17 protein-coding genes are annotated in these 15203 nt (G+C 74.3%); 9 read left to right on the top strand and 8 right to left on the bottom strand.

Annotation, left to right across the window (positions count from 1 at the left end):
• Window positions 1-5: 5 nt before the first annotated feature.
• The 5 genes from AC1050_RS01770 to AC1050_RS01750 all read right to left on the bottom strand — a co-directional run bounded on the left by AC1050_RS01770 (window position 6) and on the right by AC1050_RS01750 (window position 2819).
• Window positions 6-428 carry a YciI family protein gene (locus tag AC1050_RS01770; RefSeq protein ID WP_482385663.1) on the bottom strand — a complete coding sequence of 141 codons (423 nt, stop codon included), beginning with the start codon at window positions 426-428 and terminating at the stop codon, window positions 6-8.
• A 97-nt stretch (window positions 429-525) separates the two neighbouring features.
• Complete coding sequence (locus AC1050_RS01765; protein ID WP_482385662.1) at window positions 526-1077, bottom strand: cysteine hydrolase family protein; 552 nt, start codon at window positions 1075-1077, stop codon at window positions 526-528.
• 98 nt (window positions 1078-1175) lie between these two features.
• Window positions 1176-1748, bottom strand: coding sequence for an alpha/beta hydrolase (locus AC1050_RS01760; protein ID WP_482385661.1), 573 nt, complete (start codon window positions 1746-1748; stop codon window positions 1176-1178).
• Window positions 1749-1750: 2 nt separating this feature from the next.
• Complete coding sequence (locus tag AC1050_RS01755; protein WP_482385660.1) at window positions 1751-2479, bottom strand: class I SAM-dependent methyltransferase; 729 nt, start codon at window positions 2477-2479, stop codon at window positions 1751-1753.
• Between the two features lie 4 nt (window positions 2480-2483).
• Window positions 2484-2819, bottom strand: a complete 336-nt coding sequence (locus AC1050_RS01750; protein ID WP_482385659.1) for a cupin domain-containing protein — start codon at window positions 2817-2819, stop codon at window positions 2484-2486.
• Window positions 2820-2930: 111 nt separating this feature from the next.
• Here AC1050_RS01750 and AC1050_RS01745 point away from each other — a divergent pair, with 111 nt between their 5' ends.
• Window positions 2931-3665, top strand: coding sequence for a class I SAM-dependent DNA methyltransferase (locus tag AC1050_RS01745; RefSeq protein WP_482385658.1), 735 nt, complete (start codon window positions 2931-2933; stop codon window positions 3663-3665).
• Between the two features lie 6 nt (window positions 3666-3671).
• Here the strand turns inward: AC1050_RS01745 and AC1050_RS01740 are convergent, their stop codons facing one another.
• Window positions 3672-4856, bottom strand: a complete 1185-nt coding sequence (locus AC1050_RS01740; RefSeq protein WP_482385657.1) for an AI-2E family transporter — start codon at window positions 4854-4856, stop codon at window positions 3672-3674.
• A 149-nt stretch (window positions 4857-5005) separates the two neighbouring features.
• Between AC1050_RS01740 and AC1050_RS01735 the strand changes: the two genes are divergently transcribed.
• Together AC1050_RS01735 and AC1050_RS01730 are read left to right on the top strand one after the other, a co-directional pair.
• Entirely contained in the window at window positions 5006-5164 is a 159-nt protein-coding gene (locus tag AC1050_RS01735) for a hypothetical protein (protein WP_482385656.1), read from the top strand.
• Window positions 5165-5194: 30 nt separating this feature from the next.
• Complete coding sequence (locus AC1050_RS01730) at window positions 5195-6202, top strand: LacI family DNA-binding transcriptional regulator (protein WP_482385655.1); 1008 nt, start codon at window positions 5195-5197, stop codon at window positions 6200-6202.
• Window positions 6203-6205: 3 nt separating this feature from the next.
• On the opposite strand, the gene AC1050_RS01725 is transcribed toward AC1050_RS01730, so the two are convergent.
• Window positions 6206-6880: an MBL fold metallo-hydrolase gene (locus AC1050_RS01725; RefSeq protein WP_482385654.1), complete on the bottom strand. Its 675-nt coding sequence runs from the start codon at window positions 6878-6880 to the stop codon at window positions 6206-6208.
• Window positions 6881-6945: 65 nt separating this feature from the next.
• On the opposite strand from AC1050_RS01725, the gene AC1050_RS01720 reads away from it, so the two are divergent.
• Window positions 6946-7713 carry a ParA family protein gene (locus tag AC1050_RS01720; RefSeq protein WP_482385653.1) on the top strand — a complete coding sequence of 256 codons (768 nt, stop codon included), beginning with the start codon at window positions 6946-6948 and terminating at the stop codon, window positions 7711-7713.
• Between the two features lie 12 nt (window positions 7714-7725).
• Here the strand turns inward: AC1050_RS01720 and AC1050_RS01715 are convergent, their stop codons facing one another.
• Complete coding sequence (locus AC1050_RS01715; RefSeq protein ID WP_482385652.1) at window positions 7726-8814, bottom strand: LacI family DNA-binding transcriptional regulator; 1089 nt, start codon at window positions 8812-8814, stop codon at window positions 7726-7728.
• Window positions 8815-9002: 188 nt separating this feature from the next.
• Here AC1050_RS01715 and AC1050_RS01710 point away from each other — a divergent pair, with 188 nt between their 5' ends.
• The 5 genes from AC1050_RS01710 to AC1050_RS01690 are packed head-to-tail and all read left to right on the top strand — an operon-like array spanning window position 9003 to window position 15202.
• A complete protein-coding gene (locus AC1050_RS01710) occupies window positions 9003-10292 on the top strand; it encodes an extracellular solute-binding protein (RefSeq protein WP_482385651.1) in 1290 nt (429 codons plus the stop codon).
• Window positions 10289-11239 carry a carbohydrate ABC transporter permease gene (locus AC1050_RS01705; RefSeq protein ID WP_482385650.1) on the top strand — a complete coding sequence of 317 codons (951 nt, stop codon included), beginning with the start codon at window positions 10289-10291 and terminating at the stop codon, window positions 11237-11239. Before AC1050_RS01710 ends, AC1050_RS01705 begins: the two co-directional genes overlap by 4 nt.
• Window positions 11236-12141: a carbohydrate ABC transporter permease gene (locus AC1050_RS01700; RefSeq protein WP_482385649.1), complete on the top strand. Its 906-nt coding sequence runs from the start codon at window positions 11236-11238 to the stop codon at window positions 12139-12141. The genes AC1050_RS01705 and AC1050_RS01700 overlap by 4 nt, the downstream gene beginning before the upstream one ends.
• 53 nt (window positions 12142-12194) lie before the next feature.
• Entirely contained in the window at window positions 12195-14432 is a 2238-nt protein-coding gene (locus AC1050_RS01695; RefSeq protein ID WP_482385648.1) for an exo-beta-d-1,3/1,6-glucosidase, read from the top strand.
• The gene (locus AC1050_RS01690; RefSeq protein WP_482385647.1) at window positions 14429-15202 is read left to right on the top strand and encodes a hypothetical protein; all 774 of its coding nucleotides are present in this window, start codon (window positions 14429-14431) and stop codon (window positions 15200-15202) included. The genes AC1050_RS01695 and AC1050_RS01690 overlap by 4 nt, the downstream gene beginning before the upstream one ends.
• Window position 15203: the final 1 nt, after the last annotated feature.

Genomic DNA, 15203 nt, shown 5'->3' with positions numbered 1-15203 from the left:
GACGCTCAGAGCTGCCCCGTCCGCTCGCGCCAGGCCCGCTCCCGCTGGACGTACGGGTTGTCCTGGGGGAACTCGTCGATGCTCGCGATCCGCCGGACCTCGGTCTTGCTGCCCGGCCCCGCCAGCGGCACGCGCTTCGCCCACTCGACCGCCTCCTCCTGCGAGGCCACGTCCAGGATCCAGAACCCGCCGAACAGCTCCTTGGCCTCGCCGTACGGTCCGTCGGTGACGAGCGGCGGCTGCTGGGCGTAGTCGACGACGACGCCCTTCGCGGCGTCGTCGAGGCCCTCCGCGGCCACCAGCACGCCGGCCGCGATCAGCTCGTCGTTGAACGCGCCCATGGTGTCGAGCATCTCGGCGAAGTCGACCTCCGCGGCCTCCTCAGGGGTCCAGTCCTCGCTCGACCGCATGATCAGCATGTACTTCATCGTCATCGCCTCCTGGTTCCGGGGGTCTCCTGCGGACCCTCTCACCGGGTAGTCGAACGGGGAACCCCCGAGATCGACACGGGACCGGACCCGCTCGTCAGGAGAACGGGACGTCCCGCGCCGGGATCACGCCCGCCGTCCGCCCCGGCGCCGCCTGCTCGGCCCAGTAGAGGTTGGTGTGCGCGATGACCTGCGCCGGCGGCGGCGCACCCCACGCGCTCAGGTCCTCGGTGGTGTGCGCGTCGGAGACCAGCGTGACGTCGTAGCCGCGCGCGAACGCCCCGTGGATGGTGGCCCGGACGCAGGCGTCGGTCTGGGCGCCCGCCACCACCAGCCGGCCGACGCCCGCCTCGGCGAGGACGTCCTCGAGGTCCGTGTCCTCGAACGCGTCCCCGAACCGCTTGCGCACCACCCGCTCGGACTCCCGGCGGGGCACCTCGGGCACGAGCTGCCACGCGTCGCTGCCGATCGGCATCCCCGGGTCGGCGTGCTGCACCCACACGACCGGGACGCCCTGCGAGCGGGCCCGCTCGGCGACGACGGCGACGTTGGTCAGCACCTCGTCCCGGCGGTGCGCCTCGGCCACGACTCCGCGCTGGACGTCGACGAGCAGCAGCGCGGTCCGGGTGCGGTCCGGCAGCGTGGTCATGGCGATCCCCCTCGTCCGCCCGGCGGTCGCCCGCCGTGCACCCACGGTAGGCCTGCTGCCCCGATCCGCCCAGGACCGGCACCGGAACCGGGGCGGTGTCAGGGTGCGGTCCGCTCGACGAACCGGACCACGTCGGCCACCTCCACCGCGTCCATGGTGTGCCCCAGCCCCGGGTACCGGCGCACGGTCGGCGTCGCGCACCGGTCCAGCCACCGTTCCAGCCGGTCGGCCCACGACGGCGGGATCACGTCGTCGGTGCCGCCGTGGCAGCAGAGCACGGGCGGGCGCACCGCCCTGACCCCCGGGTCGCGCGGGTCCCGGGCGCCGGCGAGGAACCCGGAGAGGGTCACCACGTACGCGTACCGGTCCGGCCGTGCGCGGAGCATCTCCAGGGCGACCGCCGCGCCCTGGGAGAAGCCGACCAGCCCGACCGACGACGCGCCCGGCTGCGCGTCCGTCCACGCGGCGACCGCCTCCGCCGAGGCCGCGAAGCCGGCGCGGTCGCCGCGGTGCACGTCCGCCCACGCGTACCGGTCGCCGAGTGGCAGCCTGCCCGGCAGGGACACGCCCGTCGCGGACGACGGCAGCGCCTCGGCGATCGGTGCCATGTCGGCGGGGACGCCCCCGGCGCCGTGCAGCAGCACGACCAGGTGGCGGCGTCCGTCCGGCACGGTCAGACCGCGCGGCGGGCCAGCACCACGTGCTCCAGGCCCGGCCGGTCCGGGGCGTCCCGCACGTCGACCGGGTCCAGGCCCGCGGCGGCCAGGGAGTCGCGCATCTCGTCGAGCGTCCGGAACCGCAGCGTCGACGTCGACACCGCCTCCGTCCCGTCGGGGAACCGGAACGTCGACGCGAACGACACCAGCGGCAGCGCCACCTCCGTGACGGCGAACCGCTCCTCGACCCGTCCGACGCCCGGCACGTCGCGCACCTGGTGGTCCGGCCCCGCGGCCCACCCCTCCCACGCACGCGCCTCGGGCCGGCGGGTCTCGAGGACCAGGTGCCCGCCGGGCACGAGCGCGTCGTGGATCCCGCGCAGGGTCGCGGCCCACGCGTCGTCGGTCAGCAGCACCTGCGCGACGTTGCCGGTCATCGTCGCCAGGTCGACCTGCAGCGGCGGCAGCGTGCTCGCGTCCCCGTGCAGCCACGTCACCGCATCGGCGCCGGGCTTCGCCCGGGCGACGTCGAGCGAGGCGGCCGCCGGGTCGACGCCGGTGACTGCGCAGCCGTCGGCCGCGAGCAGCAGCGCCAGCGTGCCGGTGCCGCAGCCGACGTCGAGCACGCGGCGTGCGCCGACCTCGCGGGCGACCCCGCGGTACAGGTCCAGGTCGGACCGGTCGTCGTCGAAGACGTCGTACAGCGGGGCGAGGCGCGGGTCGGCGAAGATCGCGTCGGGGCTCACGCGCTCAGCCGTGCGACGGCTCGCCGATGCTGGTCACCGTGGTCAGCAGGAGCGCGGCGTCGCTCAGCGCCTCGACGCCGTGCCGGTCGTGGGTCAGCGTGGCGAGGAACCCGGCGGGCAGCGTGTCGACCCGGTCCGCGGTGCTGACGCCGACGGTGCCCCGGAGCACCAGGATGCTGCCGGCGGGGGGCGAGTTGTGCTCCGCGAGCCGCGTGCCCCTGGTCAGGGCGATGACCGTCTGCCGCAGCGGGCCGTCGTGCACGACGATCTGGGCGCTGCGTCCGTGCGGGTCCTCGTGGGCGAGGGCGATCTGGTCCTGCGCGAGCTGGTGCACGTCCACGGTGTTCTCCCGGCGTCGTCATCGGTGCGGTGTGCTCCTACCCAACACGTCCGGGCCGCCCGGGGCGAATCAGGTGGCCCGGTGCGTCGCGCAGGTGGCAGCGTCGCGGCCATGAGCACGCACCTGTGGACCGAGGACGCCGCCGCGTCCTACGACGCGTCCAGCGCGGCGATGTTCGCGCCGGAGGTGCTGGGGCCGGCCGTGGACTTCCTCGCGGCGCGGGCCGCCGGCGGCGCTGCGCTGGAGCTGGCCGTCGGCACGGGGCGGGTCGCCCTGGCGCTCGCCGACCGCGGGGTACCGGTGCACGGCGTGGAGCTGTCGGAGCCGATGGCGGCGCGGCTGGCGGCCAAGCCCGGCGGCGACCGCGTGCCCGTGACGATCGGCGACATGGCGACCGCGACCGCGCCGGGCCGGTTCCGGCTGGTCTACCTGGTGTTCAACGGCATCACGAACCTGCTGACCCAGGACGCCCAGGTCGCCTGCTTCGCCAACGCGGCGCGGCACCTGGAGCCGGGCGGTGCGTTCGTCTGCGAGGTGTTCGTCCCGCAGCTGCGCCGGCTCCCGCCCGGGGAGGTCGCGATCCCGTTCGACGTCAGCGAGGAGCACCTGGGCTTCGACCGGTACGACGTCGTGGAGCAGCGGCTGGTGTCCTACCACTACGGCACGGCGCCGGACGGCACGGTCACCACGGGCCGCTCGCCGCACCGGTACGCGTGGCCCGCGGAGCTGGACCTGATGGCGCGGATGGCCGGGATGACCCGCACCGAGCGCCGGGCGGACTTCGCCGGGTCGCCGTTCACCGCGGAGAGCCCGTCGCACGTCTCGGTCTGGCGCACCCCGGCCTGACCGCGCTCAGCGGCGCTCGGCGACCTCGCGGCGCTTCTGCTGCGCGGGCCGGGCGGGCTCGTGCTCGCCGTTCCACACCTGCACGGCGCCCCAGAGGGACGCGGCGATCGGCACCGCGAGCACCGCGCCGGTGATCCCGGCCAGCACGGTGCCGATGGTCAGGGCGACCAGGATGACCAGCGGGTGCAGCGCCAGCGAGCGTGCCATCACGACCGGCTGCAGGAAGTTGCCCTCCAGCTGGTTCACCACCACGACGATGCCGACGACGATCAGCGCCTCGACCGGCCCGACCGCGACCAGCGTCACGAGCGCGGCCAGCACGCCGGCGAGCGTCGCGCCCACCAGCGGGATGAACGCGAGCAGGAACACCAGGACCGCCAGCGGGATGGCGAGCGGCACCCCCACGATCGCCAGGCCGATGCCGATGCCGATCGCGTCGACGGCGGCGACGATCGCGGTCCCGCGCACGTAGCCGCCCATCGTGGTGACCACGCGGTGCCCGACGCGCTGCCCGCGCCGGTAGCGCTCGCCCTCGAACGGGCGCAGCAGGAACTCCCAGATCTTCGGGCCGTCCTTGAGGAAGAAGAACAGCACGACGACCATCAGGACGAAGCCGGTGACGAAGTTGGCCCCGGCCGAGAACCCGGCGATCGCGCTGGCGCCGAAGCTGCTGGACGTGAGGAAGTCCGTCACGGCCGTGCGGGCGTCCGCGATCTGCTCGTCCGTGATCTGGATCGGCAGGTCGCCGAGCTGCTCCTGCAGCTCGCCGAGACCGGCGGTGGCCTGGTCGGCGAGGTCGTCCCACTGGTGGATCACGGCGTAGACCACCGCGGCCAGGACGCCTCCGAGCACGCCGACGACCAGGAACAGCGCGACCCAGGTCGCGAGGATCGAGGGCATCCGGTGCCGGCGCAGCCACGACACCAGCGGGTGCATCGCGCTGGCGAGCACCAGGGCGATCAGCACCGGGATCACGACCAGGGTCAGCTGCGTGACCGCGAACACGACGACCGTGACCAGCGCCAGCAGCGCGAGCGTCTGCACCGAGCGCGTGCCGACCCGGCCGAAGCCGTCCGCCCACAGCCCGGGCGTCGTGCGCCGCTGCTCCTGCTGCGCGTCGACGGCCCGCTCGACCGCCCGCGCCGCGTCGACGCGCGTGGGCGCGGCCGTCCTACCTCGTCCGAACCACATGTGCACACCTTCCCGGCTGTCCGACCTCGGAGGCTACGGGGCGCGCCGGGGCGCCGCGACCGATACCGGCGGCGTCCACCTCACGGCGTACGCCGGTCTCCGTCGTGGGGACGACGACGCAGGCCACCGCGGCGCGGCACAGTGGTGGCATGGCTCAGGACCGCCCGCACCGGCTCAGCGACGCACGCGCACGGCAGCGCGCCGAGCTGCTCGCGCGACGGCGCCGCGCGCTGACCCGGCTGCCGCTGGACGTGGCGCTGCGGCTGGCGATGGACCCGGCGATGCCGCGGGAGCCCGTCGCGCGCTAGGGGTGCCGGTCGCGTCGCTACCATCTCGGCATGGGGCAGCGAGTGACCATCACCGACGTCGCGCGGCACGCGGGCGTGTCCGTCGCGACCGTGTCCAAGGTGCTGAACGGCCGGTACGGCGTCGCGCAGGCCACCTCGGCGCACGTGCTGGAGGTCATCGACAGCCTGGGCTACGAGTCGAGCCTGGTCGCGCGCAGCCTGCGGTCCCACCGCACGCACGTGCTGGGGATCCTGGTCGCGGAGTTCGAGCCGTTCAGCGCGGAGATCCTCAAGGGCGCCGCGTCGGCCCTGGCCGACTCGGGCTACGAGCTGCTCGCCTACACCGGCGGGCTGCAGGGCCGCGGCGCCGGCTGGGAGCGCCGGTACCTGTCCCGGCTGAGCGGCACGCTGATCGACGGGGCGGTCCTGGTGACCCCCACGGTCGTGGAGGCAGGCGGGGACGTCCCCGTCGTCGCGATCGACCCGCACACCGGGCCGACCGGGCTGCCGACCGTCGACTCGGACAACCTGCGGGGCGCGGTGCTCGGCACCGAGCACCTGCTGGAGCTCGGCCACCGGCGGATCGCCTTCGTCGGCGGCCGCGCGGACCTGGAGTCGTCCCGGCTGCGCGAGCAGGGCTTCCGCGAGGCGATGGCCGCGGCGGGGGTCCCGGTCGACGAGGTGCTGGTCCGCGCCGGCGACTACCGCAAGGAGCCGACCCGCGAGCCGGTGCACGACCTGCTGACCCTGGCCGACCGGCCGACGGCGGTGTTCGCGGCGAACGACCTGTCGGCGATCGCGACGATCGAGGTCGCCCGCGAGCTGGGCCTGCGCGTGCCGGACGACGTCTCGGTGATCGGGTTCGACGACATCCCGGAGTCCGCGCAGACCGAGCCGCCGCTGACGACCGTGCACCAGCCCATCCAGCAGATGGGCGCCGAGGCGATCGGCCTGCTGACCGCGCTGCTGGACGGGGACGAGGTGCCGGAGCCGCACGTGCGGCTGCCGACCTCGCTGGTCCGGCGCGGGTCGACCGCGCCGGCGCCGGCGCGGCGCTGACCGTCAGGCGCCCGCCGGGTCCCACTCGTACGGCGCGTCCGCCGAGATCCGGACGTACTCCCCGGCGCCGCCGAGGGTGCCCACCATCCGGTCCGACAGCGCCCGCCCCGGCGCGCTGTGGATCGCGTCGTGGATCGGCGCGGCCACCCGCGGGGCGACGGCCCGGACGTAGTCGATGGCCTCGGACAGCTTCATCCAGGGACCGGCCACCGGCACCAGCAGCAGGTCCACCGCCACCCCGGCGGGCGGCGGCGTGAACGAGTCGCCGGGGTGCAGCGCGGCGCCGTCCACCAGGTAGGCGACGTTGTCCGGCACCGGCAGGTCGGGGTGGATGACGGCGTGCCGCTCCCCCGTGACCCGCACGTCGAAGCCCGCCGCCCGGAACGCGTCACCGGTCGCGGCGGCGTGCACGCGGTCCGCCGGCGCACCGGCCCCGACCAGCTGCGCGACCACGCCCGCGGGCGCCCACACCTCCAGCGACGGCCGGTCCGCGAGGGCCGGCACCAGCGTGGCCGGGTCGACGTGGTCCGGGTGCTCGTGCGTCACCAGCACCGCGTCGGCGTCCACTAGGACGGCGGCGTCGCTGAACCCGCCGGGGTCCAGGACGAGCCGGCGGTCGTCCTTCTCGAACCGGATGCAGGCGTGTCCCCAGTGCGTGACGGTGGTCGGTGCGCTCATGCGCGCCAGCATCGCCCCAGGTGAGCGGATTCCGCGAACGCAGCGCCGCCCGCTACCGTGTCGGCGTGCTGGTACTGGGAGTGTGCTCGCTCAAGGGCGGCGTCGGGAAGACTTCGGTGACCCTCGGGCTGGCCTCGGCGGCGCTCGAGCGGGGGCTGCGGACCCTCGTGGTGGACCTGGACCCCCAGGGCGACTCGACCCTGGCGCTGGCCACCGGTCCGGCGGACGGCGACGTGGCCTCGCTGCTGGACTCCCCCACCGCCGAGACGCTCGCGGCCGCGACCGCGCCGAGCGCCTGGGCCGAGGCCGGCCTGGACGTGCTGGTCGGGTCCGCGGCGTCGTCCCGGCACGACGCGTACGACGGCGCCGTCGCCGACGTCGACCGCCTCCGGTTCGCGCTCGCGTGGGCGCACGACTACGACCTGGTGCTCGTGGACTGCCCGCCGTCGCTGGGCGGCCTCACCCGCACCGGGCTGACCGCCTGCGACCGCGCCGTCGTCGTCACCGAGCCGGGGCTGTTCGCGGTGACCGCCGTCGGCCGCGCCATGCGCACCATCGACGAGCTGCGCCGCGGGCCCGCCGGGCAGCTGCAGCCGCTCGGCGTCGTCGTGAACCGGGTGAAGGCCCGGTCCGTCGAGCAGGCGTTCCGGCTCGAGGAGCTCCGCGGGCTGTACGGGCCGCTGGTCCTGACGCCGTTCGTCCCCGAGCGCGCCGCGCTGCAGCAGGCGCAGGGCGCGGCGCAGCCCGTGCACGCCTGGCCCGGCGCGGGCGCCCGCGAGGTCGCCGGCGCGTTCGAGGAGCTGCTGGACCGCGCCCTGCGCGCGCCCCGCTGACCCCCGGGGCCGTCAGCCCTCCCGCGCCGCTCCCGCGCAGCCGCAGCTCCCGCGCGGGATCAACCGGGTGGGCAGCGTCCGGAACACCGCCGCGGACCCGGGGTCGGCGAGCCGGTCCTCCAGCAGCCGCACGGCGAGCCGCCCCATGTCCTCGAACGGCTGCCGCACCGTCGTGAGCGTCGGCGTGGACAGCCGGCCGGCCAGGATGCCGTCGAACCCGGTGACCAGCACCCGGCCGGGGACGTCGACGCCGTGCGCGGCGAGCAGGTCCAGAGCCACGAGCGCCGCCTGGTCGCTCTGGCACACGAGGGCGCGCGGCAACCGGTCCGCGGCGACCAGCTCCGTCAGCGCGGCGACCCACCCGGTGCTCGCGAGCCCCTCGTGCTCGGGCCGGACCGCGTCCCGCCCCGGCACCAGCGCCGTCACGGCCTGGCGGAACCCGGCGAGCCGCTCGGCGAAGTCGTACATGGACCCCTCGCCGACGAACGCGAGGTCGGTCACCCCGTGCGCGCCGACCAGGTGCTCGACGATCCCGGTCACGGCCGCCCGGTTGTCGACGGACACGTGGCTGAACGAGGCGTCGGTGCCCGGGGTGTTGAAGGCGACCAGCGGGATCGACTGCGCGATGCCGTGCACGGCGTCGAGGCTGTGCGTGCCGGGGAAGATCGCGAGCCCGTCGACCCGTCCCGCGATGTCGGCCACGGCCGTCCCGCTGGGCGCGCCCGACGCGAGCAGCAGCGCACGGCCGGTCTCCCGGCACTCGAGGGCGAACCCGCGCTCGACCTCGTCCACGTAGAGCGGGAACACCCGGGGGTCCCCCTCGCCCACCGCGGCCGGGCTGTCCGGGACGGCGGCGGCCGCGGCCCCGTCGGCGCCCGCCAGCATCAGGTCGAACGCGTACAGGCCGAAGGCACCGGTGCTGCCCGCCGCGAGGCCTCGGGCGCTGGCGGACGGCACGTAGCCCAGGTCCCGGGCGGCGTCCAGGACGGCCTGCCGGGTGGCGGCGCGCACCCGCCCGGGCTGGCGGAAGGCGAAGGACACGGTGGTGATGGACACCCCGGCGCGCTCGGCGACGTCGTACACGGTGGGGCGGCGAGCCACGGAGCTCCTCGGCGTCGAGCGGCAGCGGGGACCACGGCGGGATCACGGTCGGAGGACCGGGTTGACTTCGCCAGTCTACACGCTTAGATTCCCCGCTTGTAATGCGCATTACAAGCAGGGCCCCTCCGATGTCGCTGGTCAGGGCGTCGCAGCGGGGCGGGTGCGCACCACCGTTCAAGGAGGAACACATGACTCGTCGTACCGTCCGGCGCGCGCTCGCCGCCGTGGCCGTCACGACCCTGGCCCTCGCCCCCGTCGCCGCCTGCGGGCGCTCCGACGCCGGCGCCGACGCCGGATCCGCCGAGGCCGGCTCCGTCGCCGACGAGGCCACCGGCGAGATCGAGATCTGGGCCGCCGCCGGCAACGGGGACGTGCTGCGCACCCTCGGTGCGCAGTTCACCGAGGACAACCCCGAGGCCACGATCAAGGTCACGGAGATCCCGTGGGGCGAGATCATCACGATGAACCAGACGGCGGTCGCCTCCGGCACCGGCCCGGACATCGTGATGACCGGTGCCGACCAGACCGCCTCCGTCATCGCCATGGGCGGTCTGGCACCCGTCCCCGACGACGTCTTCGACGCCGACGACTTCTACCCCGCGGCCGTCGCCTCGGTCACCGGCGAGGACGCCCGGTACGCGGTGCCGTGGTACGTCGAGACGCGGTTCCTCTTCTACCGCGCGGACCTGGCGGCCGAGCTCGGGTACGACGCCCCGACCACCTGGGCCGAGCTCGAGGAGCTGAGCGGCGCGCTCGCCGCGCGTCCCGGCGGCGAGTACGGCCTCAGCCTGCCGCGCCCGATCGAGAACCCCGCGCAGGTCATCATCCCGTTCCTGTCCCAGGCCGGCGGCTCGGTCACCGACGGCGACGCCTGGACGTTCGACACCCCGGAGTTCGTCGAGGCGCTCGACTTCTACAAGGGCTTCTTCGACCGCGGCGAGGCGGCGCTGTCGGAGACCGAGGCCACGTTCGAGAACGGCGGCTCCCCGCTGCTCATCTCCGGCCCGTGGATGGTCGGCACCTACCAGGACCTGATCGACACCGGCGCGGCGCCCGAGGGCTTCACCGCGGACTCGATCGGGTACGTCCCGCTGCCCGCGGGCTCGGCCAACAACGACTCCTACATCGGCGGCGGCAACCTCGGCGTGTTCTCGTCGTCCGACAACCAGGAGTCCTCGTGGCTCTTCCTCCAGTGGCTCCTGGAGGACGAGCAGCAGAAGACGCTGTTCGACGAGGCCGGCTCGTTCCCGTCGCGCGTGGAGTCCGCCGACTACGCGCCGATCGACGAGAGCCCGGTGATGTCGGTGCTCAAGGAGCAGATGCCGCACACCGTCGAGACGCCGAGCTACCCGTCGTGGTCGCAGATCGCCGAGCAGATCGGCATCTACTCCGAGCGGGTCGCGCACGGCGAGCTGACCTCCGAGGAGGCCGCGCAGGCGATCCAGGCCGAGGCCGACCAGATCGGCTTCGGCTGGTGACCAGCACCAGCACGGTGCGGCGCACGCCGCCCGCGACGTCGCGGCGGCCGGGGAAATCCGTGTCCCTGGCCGCCCGGCGCCGCCGGACCGCCGTCGTCGCCTGGCTCTTCGCGGCCCCGTTCGTCCTGTCGTTCGGGGTGTTCGGGCTCGTCCCGCTGCTCAGCTCGTTCGGGATGGCGTTCACCGACCTGCGCGTCAACGACATCCGCACGCCGTTCGCCGTGGACTTCGTCGGGCTGGGCAACTTCGCCACGGTGCTGAGCGACACGACGTTCCTGCGGGCGCTGCGCAACACCCTGGGCTTCGTGGTGGTCGGCGTGCCGCTGTCGCTGTTCTCGGCGCTCGTGCTCGCCGTCATGCTCAACTCGCTGGGCCGCCGGGCGGCGACGTTCTTCCGGGTCGGCTACTACACGCCCGTGGTGACGACGATCGTCGCCGTCGCGGTGGTGTGGCGGATCATGTACCAGCCGAACGGCCTGATCAACTCGCTGCTGGCGGACATCGGGATCGACGGGCCGAACTGGCTCGGCGACACCCGCACAGCCCTGCCCGCGCTGACGCTGATGGCCGTGTGGCGCAGCATCGGCTCGAGCATGGTGATCTTCCTCGCCGGGCTGCAGGCCATCCCCTCCGAGGTCAAGGAGGCCGCGATGGTGGACGGCGCGTCGACGGTCCAGCGGTTCTTCCGCATCACGATCCCGATGATGATGCCGACCATCCTGCTGAACGCGATCCTCACGACCACCGGCTTCATGCAGTTCTTCGACGAGCCGTTCGTGATGACCAACGGCGGTCCGCTGCAGTCCACGACGTCGATCGCGCTGTACGTCTTCAACCAGTTCCAGTGGGGCAACTACTCGGTCGGCGCGGCCGGCGCGTACGTGCTCTTCGCGATCATCAGCATCTTCGCGATCATCCAGTTCCGGTTCTTCCGGCAGAGGACATGACCATGACCACCTCCACCCCCCTCGCGCCGGCGACCACCGCCGTGCCCGTCGCGCCCGTCGTCCGCCGCCGGCGCAAGCGCCTGACGCCCGGCAGGACCGCCCTGGTCGCCGTCCTGTCGGTCGGCCTCGCCGGGACCCTGCTGCCGTTCGCCTGGATGCTCCTCGGGGCGTTCAAGACGAACGCGGAGATCATGCGCCGCCCGATCACGTGGTGGCCGCAGGCGCCGACCCTCGACAACTTCCGCGCGTGGTTCTTCGAGTTCGACATGACGCGGTACTTCGTCAACTCGGTGTTCCTCGCCCTGGTGTCCGTGGCCACCACGCTGCTGTTCTGCTCGATGGTCGGCTGGGCCCTGGCGAAGCTGGAGTTCCCCGGCAAGAAGGTGCTGATCACGGTCGTCCTCGGGACGATGTTCGTGCCCGGCATCGTCACGCTGATCCCGCAGTTCGTGCTGGTCGCGAACCTCGACATGGTCGGCACCTACTGGGGCATGATCCTGCCCGGCATGGTCGGCGCGTTCGGCGTCTTCCTCATGCGGCAGTTCATGCTGGAGATCCCGGACTCCCTGCTCGACGCCGCCCGCATCGACGGCGCCGGCGAGTTCCGGATCTTCGCGCGCATCGTCATGCCCCTGTGCCGCGCCCCCCTCGCGACGCTGGCGATCTTCACGTTCATGGGCTCGTGGAACGGGTTCCTCTGGCCGCTGATCGTGTCCCAGCGCGACTCGCTCTACACCCTGCCCGTCGCGCTGGCGCTCTACACCAGCCCGACGGGTGACAAGGGCGCGGAGTTCGGCCTCCAGATGGCCGGCTCGGTGCTCATCATCGTGCCCGTGCTCGCCGTGTTCATCGCCATGCAGAAGCACTTCGTGCAGGGCATCGCGATGACCGGCATCAAGTAGCGCCACCACTGCCGTGCGGCCGACGTGCCGCGCCGGAAGGACTCCCCCGCACCATGACGCACTACCTCGACCCGACCCTGCCCGTCGCCGACCGGGTCGCCGACCTCCTCGGGCGGATGACGCTCGAGGAGAAGGTCGGCCAGATGATGCAGCTGTCCGCGCCGGACGGGATCGAGGAGCAGGTGCTCGACAAGCACGTCGGCTCGATCCTGCACGCCTCGCCGGAGCTGATCCTCCGGGGGCACGACCTGACCGAGCAGACCCGGCTGCGGATCCCGCTGCTGGTCGGCGAGGACGCCATCCACGGCCACTCGTTCTGCGACGGCGCGACCATCTTCCCGACCCAGCTCGGCATGGCGGCCACGTGGTCGCCGGAGCTCGTCGAGCGGATGGCCCGCGCCACCGCGGTGGAGGCGGCCGCGACCGGCCTGCACTGGACCTTCTCCCCCGTGCTCTGCGTCGCCCGCGACCTGCGCTGGGGCCGCGTCGGCGAGACGTTCGGCGAGGACCCGTTCCTCATCGGCGAGCTCGCGTCCGCGGCCGTCCGCGGCTACCAGGGCAACGGGCTCGCCGACCCCACCGCCGTGCTCGCGACCGCCAAGCACTTCGCGGGGTACTCCGAGACGCAGGGCGGCCGGGACGCCTCCGAGGCCGACCTCTCGCCGCGGAAGCTGCGCTCGTGGTTCCTTCCGCCGTTCGAGCGGGTCGCCCGCGAGGGGTGCGCGACGTTCATGCTCGGCTACCAGACCATCGACGGCGTCCCGATCACCGTCAACGACTGGATCCTCACCGACGTGCTCCGCGGCGAGTGGGGCTACGAGGGGATGCTCGTCACCGACTGGGACAACGTCGGCCGCATGGTGTGGGAGCAGCAGGTGCAGCCCGACCACGTGCACGCGTCCGCCGCGGCGGTCCGGGCCGGCAACGACATGATCATGACCACCGCCCGGTTCTTCGAGGGCGCGCTCGAGGCGGTCGACCGCGGGCTGGTCGCGGAGGCGGACCTGGACGTCGCGGTCGGCCGCATCCTCACCCTCAAGTTCGAGCTCGGGCTCTTCGAGGACCCCCGCCGCCCCGACCTGGACGACATGGGCGCGGTCGTCGGCTCGCACCAGGACCTCAACCTGGAGATCGCGCGGCGCTCGCTCGTGCTGCTCCGGAACGACGGCACGCTGCCCTTGCCCACCGGGGGCCCGCGCACCGTCGCGGTGGTCGGGCCGCTCGCGGACGACCCGCAGACGCAGCTCGGCGACTGGGCCGGGTCCTCCGGCCAGGTCGCCGCCATGGCGCACGGCCAGCCCCGCGCGATGATCACCACGGTGCTCGACGGCCTGCGCGCGGCCGTCCCGGACGGCTGGACGGTGCTCCACCAGCCCGGCGCCGCCATCGTCACGCACGAGGAGGACCCGGCGGGCCCGTTCTTCCCCGACGGCCAGCCCCGGCCCCCGGTCGCGGTCCCCGCGCCCGTGGACCCCGAGCAGCTCGCGGCCGCCGTCGCCGCGGCGCGCGCGGCCGACGTGGTCGTCGCGGTCGTCGGCGACCGGATCGAGCTGGTGGGCGAGGGCCGCTCCACGGCGACGCTCGAGCTGATCGGCGGCCAGGTGGCGCTGCTCGACGCGCTGGTGGCCACCGGCACGCCGGTCGTCGTGGTCCTGCAGGCGTCCAAGCCGCTGGTCCTGCCGCCGTCGGTGACGGCGGCGGCGGCGGTCGTCTGGGCGGCCAACCCGGGCATGACCGGCGGCCGCGCCCTCGCCGAGCTGCTGCTCGGGCAGATCGAGCCGAGCGGCCGGCTGCCCATCTCGTTCGCGCGGCACGCCGGCCAGCAGCCGACGTACTACAACCAGGTCCGCGGCCAGCACGGGGACCGGTACGCCGACCTCACGCAGGAGCCGGCGTTCGCGTTCGGCGAGGGGCTGTCGTACACCACCGTCGCGTACGCGGACCTGGTCGTGGACACGCCGGTCGTGACGGCGGCGGACACGGTCCGCGCGCGCGTCACCGTCACCAACACCGGCTCGCGCCCGGCGCTCGAGACGGTCCAGGTGTACGTCCGCGACCTCGTCACGTCCGCGTCGTGGGCGGACCGCGAGCTGAAGGCCTTCACGCAGGTCGAGGTCGCGCCCGGCACCGGCACGGTGGTCGACCTGGAGCTGCCCGCGTCCGCGTGCACGATCGTCGACGCGGCCGGGCGCCGCGTGGTCGAACCCGGCGCCTTCGAGCTGCTGGTCGGCCCGAGCAGCCGCCCGCAGGACCTGCTGCGCGCCGGCTTCCGCGTCGAGGCGGCCGCATGAGCGCCGCCTTCCCCGTGACGTCCCGCGCCTGGGCCGAGGCACGCGGTGCTAGCCGGGGCGACGAGGTGGGTGACGGGCCGTTCGGCCGCGCCGTGACCGGCTTCGTCTGGGGAGCCGGGCTGACGGCCCTGCTCACGCTGGCGGACCTGCCGCTCGTCGCGGCGGCGCTGCTGCTGCGACCGGACCCGTCCCTCGCGTGGCTGGTCGCCCTCGCCGCGGTGCCCCTGGGCCCCGCGCTGTCCGCCGGTCTGTACGCCGTGCGCGAGCACCACGTCGACCCGGAGCGGGGCGTGGCACGCGCCTTCGGGCGCGGCTACCGGCTGGGCTGGCGCGACGCCTCCGCCCTCTGGGTACCGCTCTGCGCCCTCGGGGCGGTCGCCGCGACCGCCGGCGCGGGCGCCCGTGCCGCGGGCGTCCCGCCCCTCGTGACGGGGCTGGCCACCGGGACGGCCGTCCTGCTCGCCGTGCTGGTGCTGCACGCCCTCGCCCTGCGCACCTTCTACCGCCTGCCCGCCGCGGACGCCGTCCAGGCCGGGGCGTACTACCTCGTCACGCGGTGGCGCGCCTCGCTCGGCACGCTGCTGCTGCTCGCCGGCGCGGCCGCCGTCGCCGTGGCCGCCTCGGACCTGCTGCTCACCGCCCTCGCCGGCGTCGCGGTGTGGCTCTGGTACCGCACCACCGCCGGGATGCTCCGCGACGCGGGGACCCGGTTCCTCGCCGCCCCGCCGCCGGCGACTACCGCATACCCTCTCGACACCCCCGGGACCTGAC

The organism is Cellulomonas sp. NEAU-ZC6 (genome assembly GCF_056844425.1).
Note: the sequence above shows the minus strand (reverse complement) of the source record. Positions and strands in the feature narration are given on the sequence as shown.

Bases quoted from the DNA above. Each gene is read 5' to 3' on its own strand.
- AC1050_RS01745 (WP_482385658.1), top strand. From the start codon at position 2,931: ATGAGCACGCACCTGTGGACCGAGGACGCCGCCGCGTCCTACGACGCG.
- AC1050_RS01725 (WP_482385654.1), bottom strand. From the start codon at position 6,880: ATGAGCGCACCGACCACCGTCACGCACTGGGGACACGCCTGCATCCGG.
- AC1050_RS01770 (WP_482385663.1), bottom strand. From the start codon at position 428: ATGAAGTACATGCTGATCATGCGGTCGAGCGAGGACTGGACCCCTGAG.
- AC1050_RS01730 (WP_482385655.1), top strand. From the start codon at position 5,195: ATGGGGCAGCGAGTGACCATCACCGACGTCGCGCGGCACGCGGGCGTG.
- AC1050_RS01765 (WP_482385662.1), bottom strand. From the start codon at position 1,077: ATGACCACGCTGCCGGACCGCACCCGGACCGCGCTGCTGCTCGTCGAC.
- AC1050_RS01740 (WP_482385657.1), bottom strand. From the start codon at position 4,856: ATGTGGTTCGGACGAGGTAGGACGGCCGCGCCCACGCGCGTCGACGCG.
- AC1050_RS01735 (WP_482385656.1), top strand. From the start codon at position 5,006: ATGGCTCAGGACCGCCCGCACCGGCTCAGCGACGCACGCGCACGGCAG.
- AC1050_RS01710 (WP_482385651.1), top strand. From the start codon at position 9,003: ATGACTCGTCGTACCGTCCGGCGCGCGCTCGCCGCCGTGGCCGTCACG.
- AC1050_RS01695 (WP_482385648.1), top strand. From the start codon at position 12,195: ATGACGCACTACCTCGACCCGACCCTGCCCGTCGCCGACCGGGTCGCC.
- AC1050_RS01700 (WP_482385649.1), top strand. From the start codon at position 11,236: ATGACCATGACCACCTCCACCCCCCTCGCGCCGGCGACCACCGCCGTG.
- AC1050_RS01690 (WP_482385647.1), top strand. From the start codon at position 14,429: ATGAGCGCCGCCTTCCCCGTGACGTCCCGCGCCTGGGCCGAGGCACGC.